General features: G+C 38.4%; 17 protein-coding genes. 16 read left to right on the plus strand and 1 reads right to left on the minus strand.

The annotated features are described in order from the left end of the window. The first annotated feature begins 1 nt into the window (after nucleotide 1). The 9 genes from def (at nucleotide 2) to spoVM (ending at nucleotide 8,005) form a co-directional block, all read left to right on the plus strand. Entirely contained in the window at nucleotides 2-493 is a 492-nt protein-coding gene (gene def, locus AC1DOS_RS03940) for a peptide deformylase (RefSeq protein WP_477536476.1), read from the plus strand. Beyond that, nucleotides 490-1,431, plus strand: a complete 942-nt coding sequence (gene fmt, locus AC1DOS_RS03945; RefSeq protein WP_477536477.1) for a methionyl-tRNA formyltransferase — start codon at nucleotides 490-492, stop codon at nucleotides 1,429-1,431. The genes def and fmt overlap by 4 nt, the downstream gene beginning before the upstream one ends. Continuing rightward, a complete protein-coding gene (rsmB, locus tag AC1DOS_RS03950; RefSeq protein WP_477536478.1) occupies nucleotides 1,428-2,801 on the plus strand; it encodes a 16S rRNA (cytosine(967)-C(5))-methyltransferase RsmB in 1,374 nt (457 codons plus the stop codon). Before fmt ends, rsmB begins: the two co-directional genes overlap by 4 nt. A 152-nt stretch (nucleotides 2,802-2,953) precedes the next feature. Then, nucleotides 2,954-3,703 carry a Stp1/IreP family PP2C-type Ser/Thr phosphatase gene (locus tag AC1DOS_RS03955; RefSeq protein ID WP_108584587.1) on the plus strand — a complete coding sequence of 250 codons (750 nt, stop codon included), beginning with the start codon at nucleotides 2,954-2,956 and terminating at the stop codon, nucleotides 3,701-3,703. Nucleotides 3,704-3,705: 2 nt separating this feature from the next. Then, complete coding sequence (gene pknB / locus AC1DOS_RS03960; protein WP_108584589.1) at nucleotides 3,706-5,658, plus strand: Stk1 family PASTA domain-containing Ser/Thr kinase; 1,953 nt, start codon at nucleotides 3,706-3,708, stop codon at nucleotides 5,656-5,658. An 11-nt stretch (nucleotides 5,659-5,669) separates the two neighbouring features. After that, the gene (gene rsgA / locus AC1DOS_RS03965) at nucleotides 5,670-6,551 is read left to right on the plus strand and encodes a ribosome small subunit-dependent GTPase A (protein ID WP_477536479.1); all 882 of its coding nucleotides are present in this window, start codon (nucleotides 5,670-5,672) and stop codon (nucleotides 6,549-6,551) included. Nucleotide 6,552: 1 nt separating this feature from the next. After that, nucleotides 6,553-7,221, plus strand: coding sequence for a ribulose-phosphate 3-epimerase (rpe, locus tag AC1DOS_RS03970; RefSeq protein ID WP_108584592.1), 669 nt, complete (start codon nucleotides 6,553-6,555; stop codon nucleotides 7,219-7,221). Beyond that, nucleotides 7,218-7,871 (plus strand): thiamine diphosphokinase, encoded by a 654-nt coding sequence (locus AC1DOS_RS03975; RefSeq protein ID WP_108584594.1) that lies wholly within the window; start codon nucleotides 7,218-7,220, stop codon nucleotides 7,869-7,871. The genes rpe and AC1DOS_RS03975 overlap by 4 nt, the downstream gene beginning before the upstream one ends. A 17-nt stretch (nucleotides 7,872-7,888) precedes the next feature. Then, the gene (spoVM, locus tag AC1DOS_RS03980; RefSeq protein ID WP_108584595.1) at nucleotides 7,889-8,005 is read left to right on the plus strand and encodes a stage V sporulation protein SpoVM; all 117 of its coding nucleotides are present in this window, start codon (nucleotides 7,889-7,891) and stop codon (nucleotides 8,003-8,005) included. Nucleotides 8,006-8,040: 35 nt separating this feature from the next. Here spoVM and rpmB read toward each other — a convergent pair whose 3' ends face one another. Next, nucleotides 8,041-8,229 (minus strand): 50S ribosomal protein L28, encoded by a 189-nt coding sequence (gene rpmB / locus AC1DOS_RS03985; protein ID WP_024535039.1) that lies wholly within the window; start codon nucleotides 8,227-8,229, stop codon nucleotides 8,041-8,043. Between the two features lie 227 nt (nucleotides 8,230-8,456). On the opposite strand from rpmB, the gene AC1DOS_RS03990 reads away from it, so the two are divergent. The 7 genes from AC1DOS_RS03990 to plsX form a co-directional block, all read left to right on the plus strand. Next, nucleotides 8,457-8,819, plus strand: a complete 363-nt coding sequence (locus AC1DOS_RS03990; protein WP_108584597.1) for an Asp23/Gls24 family envelope stress response protein — start codon at nucleotides 8,457-8,459, stop codon at nucleotides 8,817-8,819. Nucleotides 8,820-8,835: 16 nt separating this feature from the next. Further along, the gene (locus AC1DOS_RS03995) at nucleotides 8,836-10,503 is read left to right on the plus strand and encodes a DAK2 domain-containing protein (RefSeq protein WP_477536480.1); all 1,668 of its coding nucleotides are present in this window, start codon (nucleotides 8,836-8,838) and stop codon (nucleotides 10,501-10,503) included. 126 nt (nucleotides 10,504-10,629) lie between these two features. Then, nucleotides 10,630-11,292 carry an L-serine ammonia-lyase, iron-sulfur-dependent subunit beta gene (gene sdaAB / locus AC1DOS_RS04000; protein WP_108584600.1) on the plus strand — a complete coding sequence of 221 codons (663 nt, stop codon included), beginning with the start codon at nucleotides 10,630-10,632 and terminating at the stop codon, nucleotides 11,290-11,292. A 13-nt stretch (nucleotides 11,293-11,305) separates the two neighbouring features. Continuing rightward, a complete protein-coding gene (sdaAA, locus tag AC1DOS_RS04005; RefSeq protein WP_108584602.1) occupies nucleotides 11,306-12,202 on the plus strand; it encodes an L-serine ammonia-lyase, iron-sulfur-dependent, subunit alpha in 897 nt (298 codons plus the stop codon). Continuing rightward, nucleotides 12,195-14,243, plus strand: a complete 2,049-nt coding sequence (gene recG, locus AC1DOS_RS04010) for an ATP-dependent DNA helicase RecG (RefSeq protein WP_477536481.1) — start codon at nucleotides 12,195-12,197, stop codon at nucleotides 14,241-14,243. Before sdaAA ends, recG begins: the two co-directional genes overlap by 8 nt. A 222-nt stretch (nucleotides 14,244-14,465) precedes the next feature. Then, nucleotides 14,466-15,050 (plus strand): transcription factor FapR, encoded by a 585-nt coding sequence (gene fapR, locus AC1DOS_RS04015; RefSeq protein WP_108584605.1) that lies wholly within the window; start codon nucleotides 14,466-14,468, stop codon nucleotides 15,048-15,050. Next, the coding region (gene plsX, locus AC1DOS_RS04020; RefSeq protein ID WP_477536482.1) for a phosphate acyltransferase PlsX at nucleotides 15,047-16,022 on the plus strand (976 nt) is incomplete at its 3' end. The genes fapR and plsX, both read left to right, overlap by 4 nt.

A 16,022-nucleotide genomic window follows, 5' to 3' on the forward strand; every position in this document is an offset into this window, starting at 1 on the left:
TTTGACGATACGAAAGATCGTAAAACACCCAAGTGAAATATTAACAACACCGACAAAGAAAGTACTTAAATTTGATCGAAAGCTCGCGACGTTATTGAAAGATATGCATGATACCATGCTTGATTCTGATGGCATTGGCATCGCAGCCCCTCAAGTAGGTGAATCCATCCGAGTAGCCATTGTTGATTTAGGTGAAGGTGAAGACATCATCGAAATGATCAACCCGGAAGTCCTCGAAACAGAAGGATCTGTAATTGATATTGAAGGTTGCTTAAGTTTCCCGGAATTGTATGGTGAGGTGGAACGTCCTTTTTATGTGCGAATTAAAGCTCAGGAAAGAGACGGTAGATGGTACGAATTAGAGGCTGAGGATTATGAAGCAAGAGCGATTTTGCATGAAATAGACCATTTAGATGGCATATTATTTGATTCGAAAATTCTGCGTGTCGTTGATCCTTCTGAACTAGAAAATGAAGAGGAGGAAATACTTTGACCTCTTTAGTTTTTATGGGGACCCCAGAGTTTTCAGTACCGATTCTGTCCATGTTACAAGAAGAAGGATATTCTATCCTAGCTGTTGTTACACAACCAGATCGACCTGTAGGACGCAAAAAAGTGTTAACGCCAACACCCGTTAAAAAAGAAGCATTGAGACTAGGTTTACCTGTGTTGCAACCTGAGAAGCTGAAAGGTTCACAACAAATGGATGAAATCTTAGCAATGCAACCAGACATTATTGTGACGGCTGCCTTTGGCCAGATTCTTCCGAAAGAGATACTGGATGCACCTGAATTTGGCTGTTTAAATGTCCATGCTTCCCTGCTACCTGCATATCGTGGAGGTGCACCTATTCACCAAGCTATTATCGATGGTCAACACGAAACGGGTGTCACCATTATGTATATGGCACAAAAATTAGATGCCGGTGATATCATTTCACAAAAATCAATACCGATTGAAGTTGCCGATACAACAGGAATTTTGTTTGAAAAACTTAGTATCGTTGGCAGTGACTTACTTAAAGAGACATTGCCAACGATTCTTAGCCGTAGCAATGCAAGAGTGGTGCAAGATGAAAATAAGGTAACTTTCGCTCGCAACATTTCAAGAGAGCAAGAAAGAATTGATTGGAATCAGTCAGCAAAAGATATATACAACCAAGTACGTGGACTTAATCCATGGCCTGTAGCGTATACGACTTTAAGAGAAGAAGCCGTCAAAGTATGGTGGGGACAACCGAGTCAACAAAGCTATACTCACCCCGTAGGGACAGTGGTTGAGTTAATGGGAGATCGACTTGTTGTGCAAACAGGTTTTGAGCAAGCCTTTGAAATTACAGAATTGCAGCCAGCTGGGAAGAAAAAAATGTCTGCCGAAGAGTTTTTACGAGGCACTGGTTCTAAATTACAGATAGGGGATCAGTTTCAATGAATAATAAATCATATCGAATGTGGAACGGCAATGTCCGTGATGCCGCATTATCAATTTTAATGGCGATAGAAAAGAGTCAAGCATATAGCAATTTATTACTACACCAAACAATTGAAAAATATGATATTGATATCAAAGATCGTGCACTTTTAACGGAAATCACTTATGGGACTCTTCAACACAAGATGACTCTCGATTATTATTTACAACCATTCATTAAAGGAAAACTGGATGATTGGGTTCGTCAATTATTACGTTTATCACTTTACCAAATTCATTATTTAGATCGTATTCCAAATCACGCCGCTGTAAATGAAGCAGTTGAGATTGCTAAGAAGCGAAGCCATAAAGGAACAGCCGGATTAGTAAACGGTATTTTAAGAGGTATTTTGCGTCAAGGAGTTCGTTCAATTGACGATATACTAGACCCAATCGAACGCTTATCTATCGCATCAAGTCATCCATTATGGTTAATTCAACGCTGGGTAAAACAATTTGGTTTTGAAAAAACGGAAACGATGGCTTTTGAAAATAATATTCCACCAGCACATACTGTTCGCGTTAATACCACCCGAACTTCAGTGCAAGAAGCAATCGATATGTTACTAGATGAAGGAATTGTAGCTAATCAAAGCGAAGTAATCCCTGAGTGCCTTCACATTGAAAAGGGGCAAGTTGCTAAAACACAGGCTTATCAATACGGAGCTGTTTCAATACAAGACGAGAGTTCGATGATTCCAACATACGCACTACGAGTCGAACCGGGTCATAGAGTATTGGATATGTGTGCCGCACCGGGTGGGAAATCGATGCATATCGCGGAGAAACTAAACGGAGAAGGATTCCTTGTTTCAGTTGATTTGCATCCACATAAAGTGAAACTTATTGCTGATCAAGCAAGTCGATTAGGTTTTGAAAATATTGAAACACGCACATGGGACAGCCGAGAATTAACGATTGAGTATGACGAGCAATCGTTTGACCGTATTCTTGTAGATGCACCTTGTAGCGGGTTAGGTGTCATTCGTCGAAAACCTGATATCAAATATACAAAAAAAGAAGAGGACTTTGCTTCTTTGCATAAAGTTCAAATTAAACTTCTCGACGAAGCTTATAAGTTAATAAAGCCGAGTGGACTGATTGTATATAGTACATGTACGATAGATGAAGTTGAAAATAACGGCACTGTACAAGCTTTTCTTGCTAGCCATTCTGATATGATGTTAGACAAACTAGATATACTTCCTGAGGCTTTTCATCACTTGACAAAAGATGGGTTGATTCACATTTTTCCACAAGATTTTAACAGCGATGGTTTCTTTGTTGCAGCATTCCGTAAAAAAGACTCCGTTTCTAACAATGCAAATTAAAGAATAACTATTACCAAAGAACTGTGTATAGGAATGAACAAGCAATTATGGGATTTTAGCAAAAAACCGTCGTGAACACGGTTCTGATATTGGCGCTTCATGCAGAAAATTTCATTGTTATGATGCGTCAACAAGAAACGGAGTGACTATTGATGAAGTACACTGTATTAAGTGATATTGGTCAAAAACGATCGGTGAATGAGGATTGTGCGGCAATGTTCATACGATCTGATTTTGTCCGATTAGGTGTTATTGCTGATGGTATGGGCGGACACAATGCAGGAGATATCGCAAGTGACATGGCCATTACTAAAATCGGCAAATTTTTTTTAAGCGCTACCCCACAACATTTTTATTCTGAGGACTCGATTAAACTATGGTTTTTGCACGCTGTTGGAAAGATTAATCGATTAATTTTTGATTATTCATTAACACATGAAGATTGCCAAGGGATGGGGACCACTTTTTTAGCAGTAGTTATTACTGATAATCAAAAAATTCTTTGTCATATAGGGGATAGTCGTGCATATGGAGTACATTCGGGAACAATGATGCAATTGACGAAGGATCATTCATATGTAAATGTGTTAGTTGAAAATGGTGAAATTAGTGAAGAAGAAGCACAAAGTCATCCAAAGAAAAATTTAATTACGAAATCATTAGGAACTGAAAAAACGATTGAACCTGACTTTTTCTCTTTAATGTCACCTACATATTCATATTTACTTTTATGTTCTGATGGATTAAGTAATAAATTATCAATTGATGACATGACCAATATTCTTTCAACCAATGTCTCCATTCATGAAAAAGGAAAATACTTAGTAGACCTTGCAAATGAAAAAGGTGGAGAAGACAACATCTCTCTTGTTCTGATTAACAATACAAAAGAGGAGGTGTAGGCATGCTCTTAGGCAAAAGAATCAGTGGACGTTATAAAGTAATCGAAATGATTGGCGGCGGGGGCATGTCCAATGTTTACCTCGCTCACGACATGATATTAGATAGAGACGTAGCCATAAAAGTGTTACGTTACGATTTCTCAAATGAAGATGATTTGCATCGGAGATTTCAACGCGAAGCACTTTCAGCTACGAGTTTAACCCATCCAAACATTGTTAATATTTTTGATGTAGGTGAAGATCGTGACTTGCAATATTTGGTGATGGAGTTTGTTGAAGGCAAAACATTAAAACACTATATTGTAGATAATGCTCCTTTATCACCAGATGAGACAGTGAGAATCATGAAACAATTGACATCTGCAATCGCACACGCACATCAAAATCAAATTATTCACCGTGATATAAAACCGCAAAATATTTTGATGGATGGCGTATACCACGTCAAAATCACAGATTTTGGGATTGCAATGGCTTTGAGTGCAACATCCTTTACACAAACCAATTCAGTGCTGGGAACTGTCCATTATTTATCTCCTGAACAAGCACGTGGTGGTACTGCAACGAAGCAATCAGACATTTATGCGCTTGGTATCGTATTATACGAGCTACTAACAGGTAAATTGCCTTTTTCGGGAGAATCTGCAGTATCAATTGCATTAAAACACTTACAAACGGAAACACCTTCAGTGCGTGCTGTCGTGCCTACTATTCCACAAAGTTTAGAAAATGTAGTGATGAAAGCAACTTCAAAAGATCCAAGAAATCGCTATCAAACAGTTGAGGAAATGGAACATGACTTAAATAATGTATTATCTGCAGAACGTGCAAACGAAGCAGCCTTCGCAATTCCTTACGATGACGATGCAACTAAAGCAATGCCTGTTATAAAAGAAGGTACAAGTTACGATAAAATAACTGAAACAAAGCAACACACGAAAGAGCAAGTATTTTCTAAACCCGTGGTGGAAGAGAAAAAGAAAAAGAAAAAATGGCCATGGGTTTTGGGTATTATTTCATTGTTGCTGTTGACAAGTGTAATCGTCATTATTGCTTTTCCAGGAATGTTTGGACCTGAAAAAATTGAAGTACCAGACGTTGCAAATAAGTCCTTAAACGAAGCGATTGATAAGGTAGAAGAAGTTGGATTTATTGCGGGAAATGAAACGGAAGAGTCTTCTGAGGAAATTGAAGAAGGTAAAGTTATTCGCACAATTCCAGAAAACGGTAAAATAAGAGAAGAAGGAACTGAAATTGATTTCATTATTTCGAGTGGGAAAGAGCTAGTCTCCTTACCTGATTATGAAGGCCGCGACATTAACGAAGTAAGAGAATTATTAGCTGAACAAAATTTTAAATCTATCGAGACAGTTGAAGAATTTTCACAAGAACCTGTTGGCACTATCATTTCACAAGAACCTTCTGGAGATTCTGAACTGATACCAGATGAGACAGAACTTGTGTTTGTTGTTAGTAAAGGACAAGAATTATATAGTGTCATTGATTTAACCAAACAATACAATGAAAAAACATTAAATGATTATGCTAAATCATCTGGATTTAATATTCGAATAGTAAATGAAGAGTTCTCTGCAGATGTTCCTGAAGGATTCGTGATTTCGCAAAAGCCCGTTGCTGGAACTCAGTTAGAACCGGGGAGTTCAATAGATATTGTTCTTTCAAAGGGTCCAGTTGCCAAAAAAGTTAAAACCTTTATTAAATCGGTTGAAATTCCATATGAACCAGAAACAGAAGGTGCTGAGCAAATTGTTCGTATTTATTTGCAGGATCAAACGCATTCACTTGCAGAGCCAGTAGAGGAGTTTGTCTTGACTGAATCAAAACAACAAAAAATTCAATTAGAAATAGAAGAAGGTCAAAAAGGAGCATATCGAATCATGGTCGACTCAAAAGTCATAGAAGACGAAATTATTGAGTATGACAGTTTCGATTAGGGAGGAATTCGATGCCGAAAGGACAAATTCGTAAGGCACTTAGCGGGTTTTATTATGTTCAGGACGGGCAACAATTTATTCAATGTAGAGCACGCGGTGTTTTTAGAAACCGGGGGGTAAGCCCACTGGTAGGCGACTTTGTCGATTATGAAGTGGAAGACGGTTCTGATGGAACAATCACTGTCGTACATGAACGAAAAAATGCGCTAATTCGTCCACCTATCGCTAATGTTGATCAAGCTTTATTAGTATTTTCTCTAACTGAACCAGATTTCAATCCGTTATTATTAGATCGTTTTCTTGTTGTATTAGAATCATTTAATGTAAAGCCAATTATTTGTTTAACCAAAACGGATTTGATATCTGAATCAGAAATGGCTAAAATTCGCCCTTTTATAGATGATTACCGAGCGATTGGATACCAAATAATAGAAACATTTAAAGACGACGAAAATTTGGTTGCCAACATCGCTCCTATCTTACAAGGTAAAATCAGCGTTTTAGCTGGTCAGTCTGGTGTAGGGAAGTCAACATTACTAAATACAGTGTTGCCTTCCTTAAATATAAAAACTGGTATCATTTCACAAGCCCTTGGTCGAGGAAAACATACAACTCGTCATGTTGAACTTGTTCAAGTTTGTGACGGATTGTTAGCTGATACTCCCGGGTTCAGTTCTTTTGATTTTGATGAAATCGATAAAGAACAATTATCTTATTGTTTCCCGGAATTCCGAGCAGTATCTGATAGTTGTAAATTTAGAGAGTGTTTACACTTAAGTGAACCGAAATGTGCAGTCCTTGCTGGAGTACAAGCTGGAGAGATTAAAGATTATAGATATAAGCACTATGTTAAGTTTTTAGACGAAATAAACGAGCGAAAGCCGAGGTATTAAAATGATTAAAATAGCCCCATCAATTCTAGCTGCCAACTTTTCGAAATTGGCTGAAGAAGTAATAGAAGTCGAACAAGCTGGCGCACACCTCATACACATTGATGTAATGGATGGACATTTTGTTCCAAATATTACAATGGGACCTATTGTGGTGGAAGCTTTAAGACCTGTGACAAAACTACCTTTAGATGTTCATTTAATGATTGAGAACCCCGATAACTATATTGAATCATTTGCAAAAGCTGGTGCTGATTATATAACAGTTCATGTAGAAGCGTGTCCACACTTGCACAGAACAATTCAATTGATTCGTTCATTTGGAGTAAAACCCGGAGTTGTTTTAAATCCACATACGCCTATTGAATCAATTCAGCATGTTTTAGAAGACATTGACATGGTCCTGTTTATGACAGTAAATCCTGGTTTCGGCGGTCAAAAATTTATTTACTCCGTCATTCCAAAAATAAAACAATTAGCTGATCTTATTAAAGAAAAAGATTTAGCGATTGAAATTGAAATTGATGGTGGTATTAATGCCGAAACGATTGTTCCCTGTGCGGAAGCGGGTGCCACGATTTTTGTTGCCGGTTCAGCTATCTATAATCAACAAGACCGTAAACAAGCTCTGCAAGACATTCAACAAGCAGGCGAACGAGCGATACGTGCATGACAACGGTTGTGATATGCGCTGGGGGGCCAATTGAAGAATTGGCCGACCTAAAGCCGTTCAAATCATCTAAGGATGTTGTTTTTATTGGAGCGGATAAGGGGTCAGTGTATTTACTTAACGAAGGGATCATTCCAAATGTAGCTGTCGGGGATTTTGATTCATTATCCACTAAAGAATTTACAAGTATTGAAGAGCGAGTAGCTTCAGTAAAAATAGCATCTGTGGATAAGGATGAAACAGATACAGATTTAGCGCTTACGCACTCACTCGATTTTGATCCACAAAAAATCGTGATAATGGGTGTAACAGGAGGGCGTTTGGATCATTTTATTTCTGTACTCAACAGCGTTTATCGATTTCAGATGGACAATCCCGGAATTCAGTTTATCATTCGCAACAAATGGAATGAAATGCGCTTGTTGACTCCAGGAACTACAAAAATAGCGTTCAATCCTCAATTACCATTCGTATCTTTCTTTGCTTTTCATGGAACCGTAGAGCATATTACACTTACTGGTATGAAATATAATGTGGACACTGAAACAATAAACATAGGTAGTTCACGCTTTACAAGTAATGAAGTATTGGACGAACAAGGGTCTATCTCCTTCACATCTGGCATATGTTTATTAATACGTAGCTCAGATTGATAAGAAGGAGTGAAATCATGCGTGTTTATACGTTTAGATTACCGAAATTTGTGAGTGGCTTTGCAAGAATGTGTTTAGGTTGGATGAATAGTGAAGATAAACCGAAGAGGAAAAATGAAAAAATGCCCGACTGACAATTGTCAGTCAAGCATTTTTTTTTGAGCGAATATTAAACGCGCTCAACTTTTCCAGATTTCATTGCTCGCGCAGAAACCCAAACACGTTTTGGCTTACCATCTACAAGAATACGAACTTTTTGTAGGTTAGCTCCCCAAGTGCGTTTTGTTTTATTCATAGCGTGAGAACGCGCATTACCAGCACGAGACTTACGCCCTGTGATTACACATACCTTTGGCATTATATTTCCTCCTCAAAAAAGAAGCTGAAAGATTTTTTTCAGTTCGTTATTTCATACTTTAATAATTTACCACATAGTCTTTTTCTTTGCAACCACTTTTGATGTGCCTTTCAAGAAAAAAGCCTTTACAGACGAATACAGGAGATCGTTAACGTTTTCTTTTATTGCGTGACATTTTGTAGTACAATTAAGGGTAGTCAAAAAGGACTTATGAGGAGGCATTCTATATGTCAATTGAATTGAAAAATGAATTCGGACAGATTGATATTTCAAATGATGTCGTGGCGCAAATTGCAGGCGGAGCAGCGATTGAATGTTATGGGATTGTTGGAATGGCGTCAAAACATCAAATCCGAGATGGTTTAACGGATATTTTACGAAAAGAAAATTTCGCAAAAGGTGTACTTGTACGACAACATGGCGAAGATCTTCATATTGATATGTACATCGTAATTAGCTACGGCACAAAAGTTTCAGAAGTAGCTTATCAAGTTCAATCAAAAGTTAAATACACACTAAATAAAACATTAGGACTTGCAGTAAAATCAGTAAATATTTATGTTCAAGGAGTTCGTGTTACGAACCCATAAGAGGAGGAAGTAGGATATGAAGTCTTTAGACGGAATTCAATTTGCAGAAATGGTGAAAATGGGTGCCCATCACTTATTCCAAAATGCAGATTATGTGGATGCGCTAAATGTCTTTCCTGTTCCCGATGGTGATACGGGAACGAACATGAACTTGTCGATGTCTTCTGGATCAAAAGAAACAGAAGCACATGCAGTCGCTCATATTGGAAAAACAGCGCAAGCACTTTCAAAAGGATTATTAATGGGAGCTCGTGGGAACTCGGGCGTTATTTTGTCTCAGCTTTTCCGTGGATTTGGGAAAGATGTGGAAACAAAATCAACGTTAACTGCAAAAGACTTTGCTCATGCTTTCCAACACGGTGTGGATATGGCTTATAAAGCGGTTATGAAACCAGTTGAAGGTACCATTTTAACAGTAGCAAAAGATTCAGCGAAGAAAGCAGTAGAAGTTGCCGAACATGAAGATAATATAATTGTAGTTATGGAAGAATTATTAAAAGAAGCACAAGCATCCCTAGAGAGAACACCAGATTTACTTCCTGTCTTAAAAGAAGTGGGAGTTGTCGATTCTGGTGGACAAGGTCTTGTATACGTCTATGAAGGATTTATCGCTTCGATGAAGGGCGAGAAATTACCTGAAAAAACGTCTGCACATTCCATGGATGATTTAGTGAGTGCAGAACATCATAAAAAGGTACAAGGCTTCATGGATACTTCAGACATTGAATTCGGTTATTGCACAGAGTTCATGGTGAAATTCATGCCTGAAAAAGTAGCGCAAAATCCGTTCAATGAACATGCTTTCCGCGAAGGATTAAGTCAGTTTGGTGATTCGCTGCTTGTTATTTCTGATAACGAAATTGCGAAGGTACATATTCACTCTGAACAGCCGGGTAATTGTTTGGATTATGGACAAAAATTTGGTGACCTTATCAAAATCAAAATTGAAAATATGCGTCAACAACACTCCGAAATTGTAGGAGACGATTATAAAAAATCGGTTCCTACTATTGCACCAGTGAAAAAACACCCATATGCTGTTGTAACAGTAGCAATGGGCAAAGGAATTTCAGAGCTTCTTAAAAGTGTAGGGGCAAGTGCAGTAATTGAAGGTGGCCAAACAATGAACCCATCTACAGAAGATATCGTCAAAGCGATTGAATCTGTTGGCGCTGAAAAAGTACTCATTTTACCAAACAATAAAAATATAATAATGGCTGCTGAACAAGCTGCTGAAGTAATCGGTATTGAGGCTGCGGTTGTACCGACAAAATCTGTACCTCAAGGAATGGCTGCGATATTAGCATTCAATCCTGAAGCTTCAGTAGAAGACAATAAAACAAAAATGACAGAAGCTTACGCTCATGTTAAAACTGGACAAGTAACCTTTGCTGTCCGTGATACTTCTATTGATGGTGTCGAAATTCAAAAAGATGATTTCATGGCGATTTCTGAAGGGAAGATTATTTTGGCATCAGCTTCAATTGAAGAAGTGTCAAAAACGCTAATCCATGACTTAGTCGATGAAGATGCCGAGATTATTACGATTATTTACGGAGAAGATGTCACAGAAGCGGATGCCAATGAATTGGCTGCATTCGTTGAAGAAAACTACTCTCATGCGGATGTTGAAGTATACAGTGGAAAACAACCGCTGTATCCATATATCATCTCAGTCGAATAAACAATAAAAGCAGTGAATCGAATTGGTTCACTGCTTTTTATTTCAAATTTGTAAGCGGATACTTTTGTTTAATAAGTTGATGTGATATAAAATGTAGTGAGAAATTCGAAACAAAGGAGTCTTAAAATGAAGTTTAAATCAGTTTTTGATATTATTGGTCCAGTAATGATTGGACCGTCATCTTCACACACTGCTGGTGCTGCAAGAATTGGTCTGGTGACGCGTGAACTATTCGGTCGACAACCAACATGGGCGAAAATATATTTATATGGTTCTTTTGCTGAGACTTACAAAGGTCACGGAACGGACATCGCAATAATTGGTGGATTACTAGGTTTTGATACATTTGATGAACGCATTAAAACATCGTTTGATCTTGCGAAAGAAGCGAGCTTGACGTTTGAATTTATACCAGAAAGTGGTCACACTGAGCATCCAAATACTGCGCGTCTTGTAATTGGTGATGATTCAAGTGAAATGGAGTTGATCGGGGTTTCAATAGGTGGAGGAAAAATCGAAATTAGTGAATTAAATGGATTCCCTCTTCGATTGTCAGGAAATCATTCCGCTATTTTAGTCGTACATGACGATAAACCTGGTAGTATTGCGAAAGTAGCAAGTTGTTTAGCAGAACAAAATATTAACATTGGCCATATGGAAGTTTCTCGTAAGGAACAAGGGCAAATGGCTTTGATGGTTATTGAAGTTGATGAACATATTGAAGAACATGTACTTCAACAAATCGCACTATTACCACATATTATTCAAGTAACAAAAATCTCAGATTGAGGAGGGTTTGTATATGAAATTCTTATTCCGTAATGTAAAAGAATTAGTAGAATTAGCGACAACTGAAAATAAATTAATCTCTGAATTAATGATAGAACAAGAAATGCTAGTTACGAGAAGAAGTCGTGAAGATATTATGAAGCAAATGGATACGAACCTTACTGTTATGGAACAAGCAGTGGAAAAAGGGTTGAAAGGTGTTCATTCTACATCTGGTTTAACTGGTGGAGATGCCGTGCTACTTCACAATTATATGAAGAAAGGCAATACGCTTTCAGGGGCATTATTAATCGACGCAGTGAGTAAAGCTGTAGCGACGAATGAAGTGAACGCTGCAATGGGAACTATTTGTGCAACACCAACTGCAGGTTCTGCAGGAGTGGTGCCAGGTACTTTATTTGCTGTTCAAAATCAATTGAATCCAACACGTGAACAAATGATTCGTTATTTATTTACTTCTGGTGCATTTGGATTCGTTGTTGCGAACAATGCATCAATTTCAGGTGCTGCCGGTGGATGTCAAGCAGAAGTTGGTTCAGCTGCCGCAATGGCTGCTGCCGCCATTGTCGAAATGTCAGGAGGTTCTCCACAGCAATGTTCAGAGGCTTTTGCTATTTCAATGAAAAATATGCTTGGACTTGTATGTGATCCAGTTGCAGGTTTAGTTGAGGTGCCATGTGTGAAACGTAATGCTATGGGTGCTGCGAATGCATTAGTCTCTGCTGATATGGCACTAGCAGGTGTTACAAGTCGTATTCCATGTGATGAAGTTATCGATGCCATGTTCAAGATTGGACAAACAATGCCGAGTGCATTAAAAGAAACAGCACAAGGTGGTTTAGCTGCAACACCAACCGGGAGAGCACTAGCTGAAAGAATATTTGGTGCTGACTTTGTAAAAGGTGTCTAGTAAACAGCTTCAGTCTGTAAATAGCATAAAGGGCGTAGGTGGCGAAACAGAAAAAACTTTAGCTGATATGGGAATTCTTACGTTGCAAGATTTAGTCATGACATTTCCATATCGTCATGAAGATTTCCGTTTAAAAAACATTGCAGAAACGCCACATAACGAACGAGTGACAGTAGAGGGAAGGGTCGAAAGCGAACCTTCCATTCTATTTTTAGGAAGAAACAAATCGCGTTTACAAATTCGATTGCTTGTTGGTCCTCATTTAATAAAAGTGGTGTTTTTTAATCAAGCGTACTTGAAAAATAAGATTACAAGCGGGCAAATCGTAACAGTCACCGGAAAGTGGGATCGTGGTCGCCAAGCAATCAGTGCCACTCATTTTTCCTCAGGTCCCAAAACAGATCAAATTGATTTTGAACCTATGTATAGTTTAAAAGGTTCTCTTCATCAAAAAACGTTCAGGAAATTTATGCATCAAGCTTTGCAACAAATGGGTACAGAATTAGAAGATTGTTTACCACATGAAATTAGAGAATCATATAAACTTTTACCTGTGTTCGAGGCGCTTGAAGGTGTTCATTTTCCAAAAGATGCTGAACATGTCAAACAGGCTAGAAGAAGATTTGTGTATGAAGAGTTACTAATGTTTCAATTGAAAATGCAAGCGATTAAAAAAGTGCGCAAAGAACAAAATCAAGGCATCGCAATTGCTTACGATATCCAAAAAGTAAAAGATTTGATAGCGACTTTACCTTATGAGTTAACAGCAGCTCAGAAACGTGTAGTTAATGAAATATGTAAAGATTTAAAAGAACCTCATCGCATGAATCGATTGCTTCAAGGAGATGTGGGTTCGGGGAAAACGGTAGTTGCAGCAATCGCATTGTATGCTGTTATTACTGCTGGTTTTCAAGGGGCATTAATGGCTCCGACCGAAATTTTAGCAGAGCAACATGCCGATTCCTTGCATGAGTGGTTATCTCCAATGGGTATTCGCATCGCATTATTAACAGGTTCTACTAAAACCAAAGCCCGTAGAACTCTTCATGAGCAACTTCAAAACGGTGAAATTGATTTACTTATAGGTACACATGCTTTAATTCAACCAGATGTAGAATTTCGGCAACTTGGTCTCGTGATTACAGATGAGCAACATCGATTTGGTGTAGACCAACGTCGTGTCTTAAGAGATAAAGGCATGAGTCCGGACGTGTTATTTATGACTGCTACACCGATTCCTCGTACACTAGCCATTACTGCATTTGGGGAAATGGATGTTTCAACCATCGATGAAATGCCTGCTGGACGAAAAGAGATTGAAACGCATTGGGTCAAAAAGGAACTCTTCGATGAAACCATTAAACGAATGGCTAAAGAACTGCAAGAGGGTAAACAAGCATATGTTATTTGTCCGCTTATTGAAGAGTCTGATAAGCTTGATGTCCAAAATACTGTAGATGTGTATGAGCAATTATCGTCCATTTTTCATAATAAATATAAAGTAGGTCTCATGCATGGTCGTTTGCATTCGAGTGAAAAAGATGAAGTGATGCGAGCGTTTAGTGAAGGTCAAATACAAGTGCTTGTCTCTACTACAGTTGTAGAGGTTGGTGTTAATGTACCGAATGCAACGTTTATGGTTATTTACGATGCCGAACGTTTTGGACTAGCTCAACTACATCAACTCCGTGGTCGTGTAGGTCGTGGCTCAGCGCAGTCGTATTGTATATTACTTGCAGATCCAAAATCAGAAGAAGGTAAAGAACGCATGACGTCGATGACTGAAACGAATGATGGCTTTAAATTGGCTCAAAAAGATTTAGAGCTTCGAGGACCAGGTGACTTTTTTGGTCGCAAACAAAGTGGCTTGCCTGAATTTAAAATGGCTGATTTGGTTCATGATTATCGAGCATTGGAAACTGCAAGACAAGATGCTGAGAAATATCTTTCTTCAAATGAGTTTTGGACAAGTGAGGAGACGAAGTGTTTACGGACTTACTTACAAAACTCGGGTGCTCTAGATGGCGATAGAATTGATTAAAAAGAATGTAAGACTGTTAAAGGTTGTTCAAAAAGTCCACCAAATTAAGTGAAGACCGCACTAAGCGGGGAGACAGCCGTTGCCCAATTGGCAACGGCTGTCTTCCTTTTTCATTGGCTCATGCTCCTTTTTAAACACGGACTTTCAGACAATCCTTGCATTCTTTTTCTTGTATTTATATACTGATAATAGTACCAAGTGCTAATATCGGATGGTGAAGATATGAAACGTTCAAAAAAAGAACGCCAACAACAATTAATACATACCATTAAAAACAATCCGTTCATCACGGACGACGCCTTAGCTAATCTTTTTACAGTCAGCGTTCAAACTGTTCGATTGGACCGTTTAGAGTTGTCGATACCTGAGTTACGTGAACGTATTAAACACGTAGCCTCGAAATCATTTGAGGATGAGGTTCGTTCTTTACCTTTAAGTGATGTTATTGGGGAAATGGTTGACATTGAACTGGACGAACGAGCAATTTCTATATTTGACGTAAAATCAGAACATATATTTCAGAGAAACCAAATTGCGCGAGGGCATCATTTATTCGCTCAAGCTAACTCCTTGGCAGTAGCAGTCATCAATGATGAATTAGCGTTAACAGTTAAATCTACTTTATCATTTGTAAAGCCTGTGAAATTGGGAGATCGGGTCATTGCAAAAGCATTTGTGACACGTAAAGATCAAGAAAAAAATCGCACATTTGTAGAAGTCACTTCAACTGTAGAAAACGAAATTGTTTTTGAAGGACAGTTTGAAATGTTTCGAGCGAATGAAGCAAGTAAAGGTGAATTGAAATGAAAATAGCAGTAGATGCAATGGGTGGAGATCACGCACCGAAAGAAATTGTGGAGGGTGTCTATTTGGCACTTGAGAAATTTGAAGATATTCATATTCTATTATTTGGACATGAGGAAAAAGTAAAACCTTTTGTTAAACCACATGCTCGATTAACAATGATTCATACAGAAGAAAAAATTGAATCGGACGATGAACCAGTTAGAGCGATTCGTCGTAAAAAAGATGCCTCAATGGTACGCATGGCCGAAGCTGTGAAAAATGGCGAAGCAGATGCGTGTGTATCTGCAGGTAATACAGGTGCTCTCATGGCTGCAGGCCTTTTCATCGTAGGACGAATTGAAGGTATTGATCGACCTGCACTTGCACCTACATTACCTACTGTAGATGGACAAGGTTTTGTGATGTTGGATTTAGGTGCAAATTCAGATGCTAAGCCAGAACATCTGGTGCAGTTCGGAATTATGGGAAGTATTTACGCTGCGAAAGTACGTGGAATCGACTCTCCACGCGTTGGTTTACTCAACATTGGAACGGAAGAAACCAAAGGCAATGAGTTGACCAAATTAGCATTTACTCAGTTAAAACAAGCTCCAATTAACTTTGTAGGAAACGTAGAATCTCGTGATTTACTGTTAAACGTAGCTGATGTAGTGGTTACTGACGGCTTTACAGGCAACATGGTATTAAAAACAATTGAAGGAACCGCAGCTAGTTTCTTTAGCATGTTAAAAGAAGTGTATTCATCTTCAACGAAGTCGAAAATTTCAGCATATCTCGTAAAAGATGATTTGAGAGGCTTGAAAAATAAAATGGATTATACCGAATATGGTGGTGCTGCTTTGTTTGGATTAAAAGCACCCGTCATAAAAGCACATGGTTCTTCAAATGCAACTGCAGTGATGAACGCAATTCGCCAAGCACGAACAATGGTTGAATTTGACGTATGCGGAACCATTTATTCAACAATAGCAG

It is taken from the genome of Paenisporosarcina sp. P5_A11, assembly GCF_056400705.1.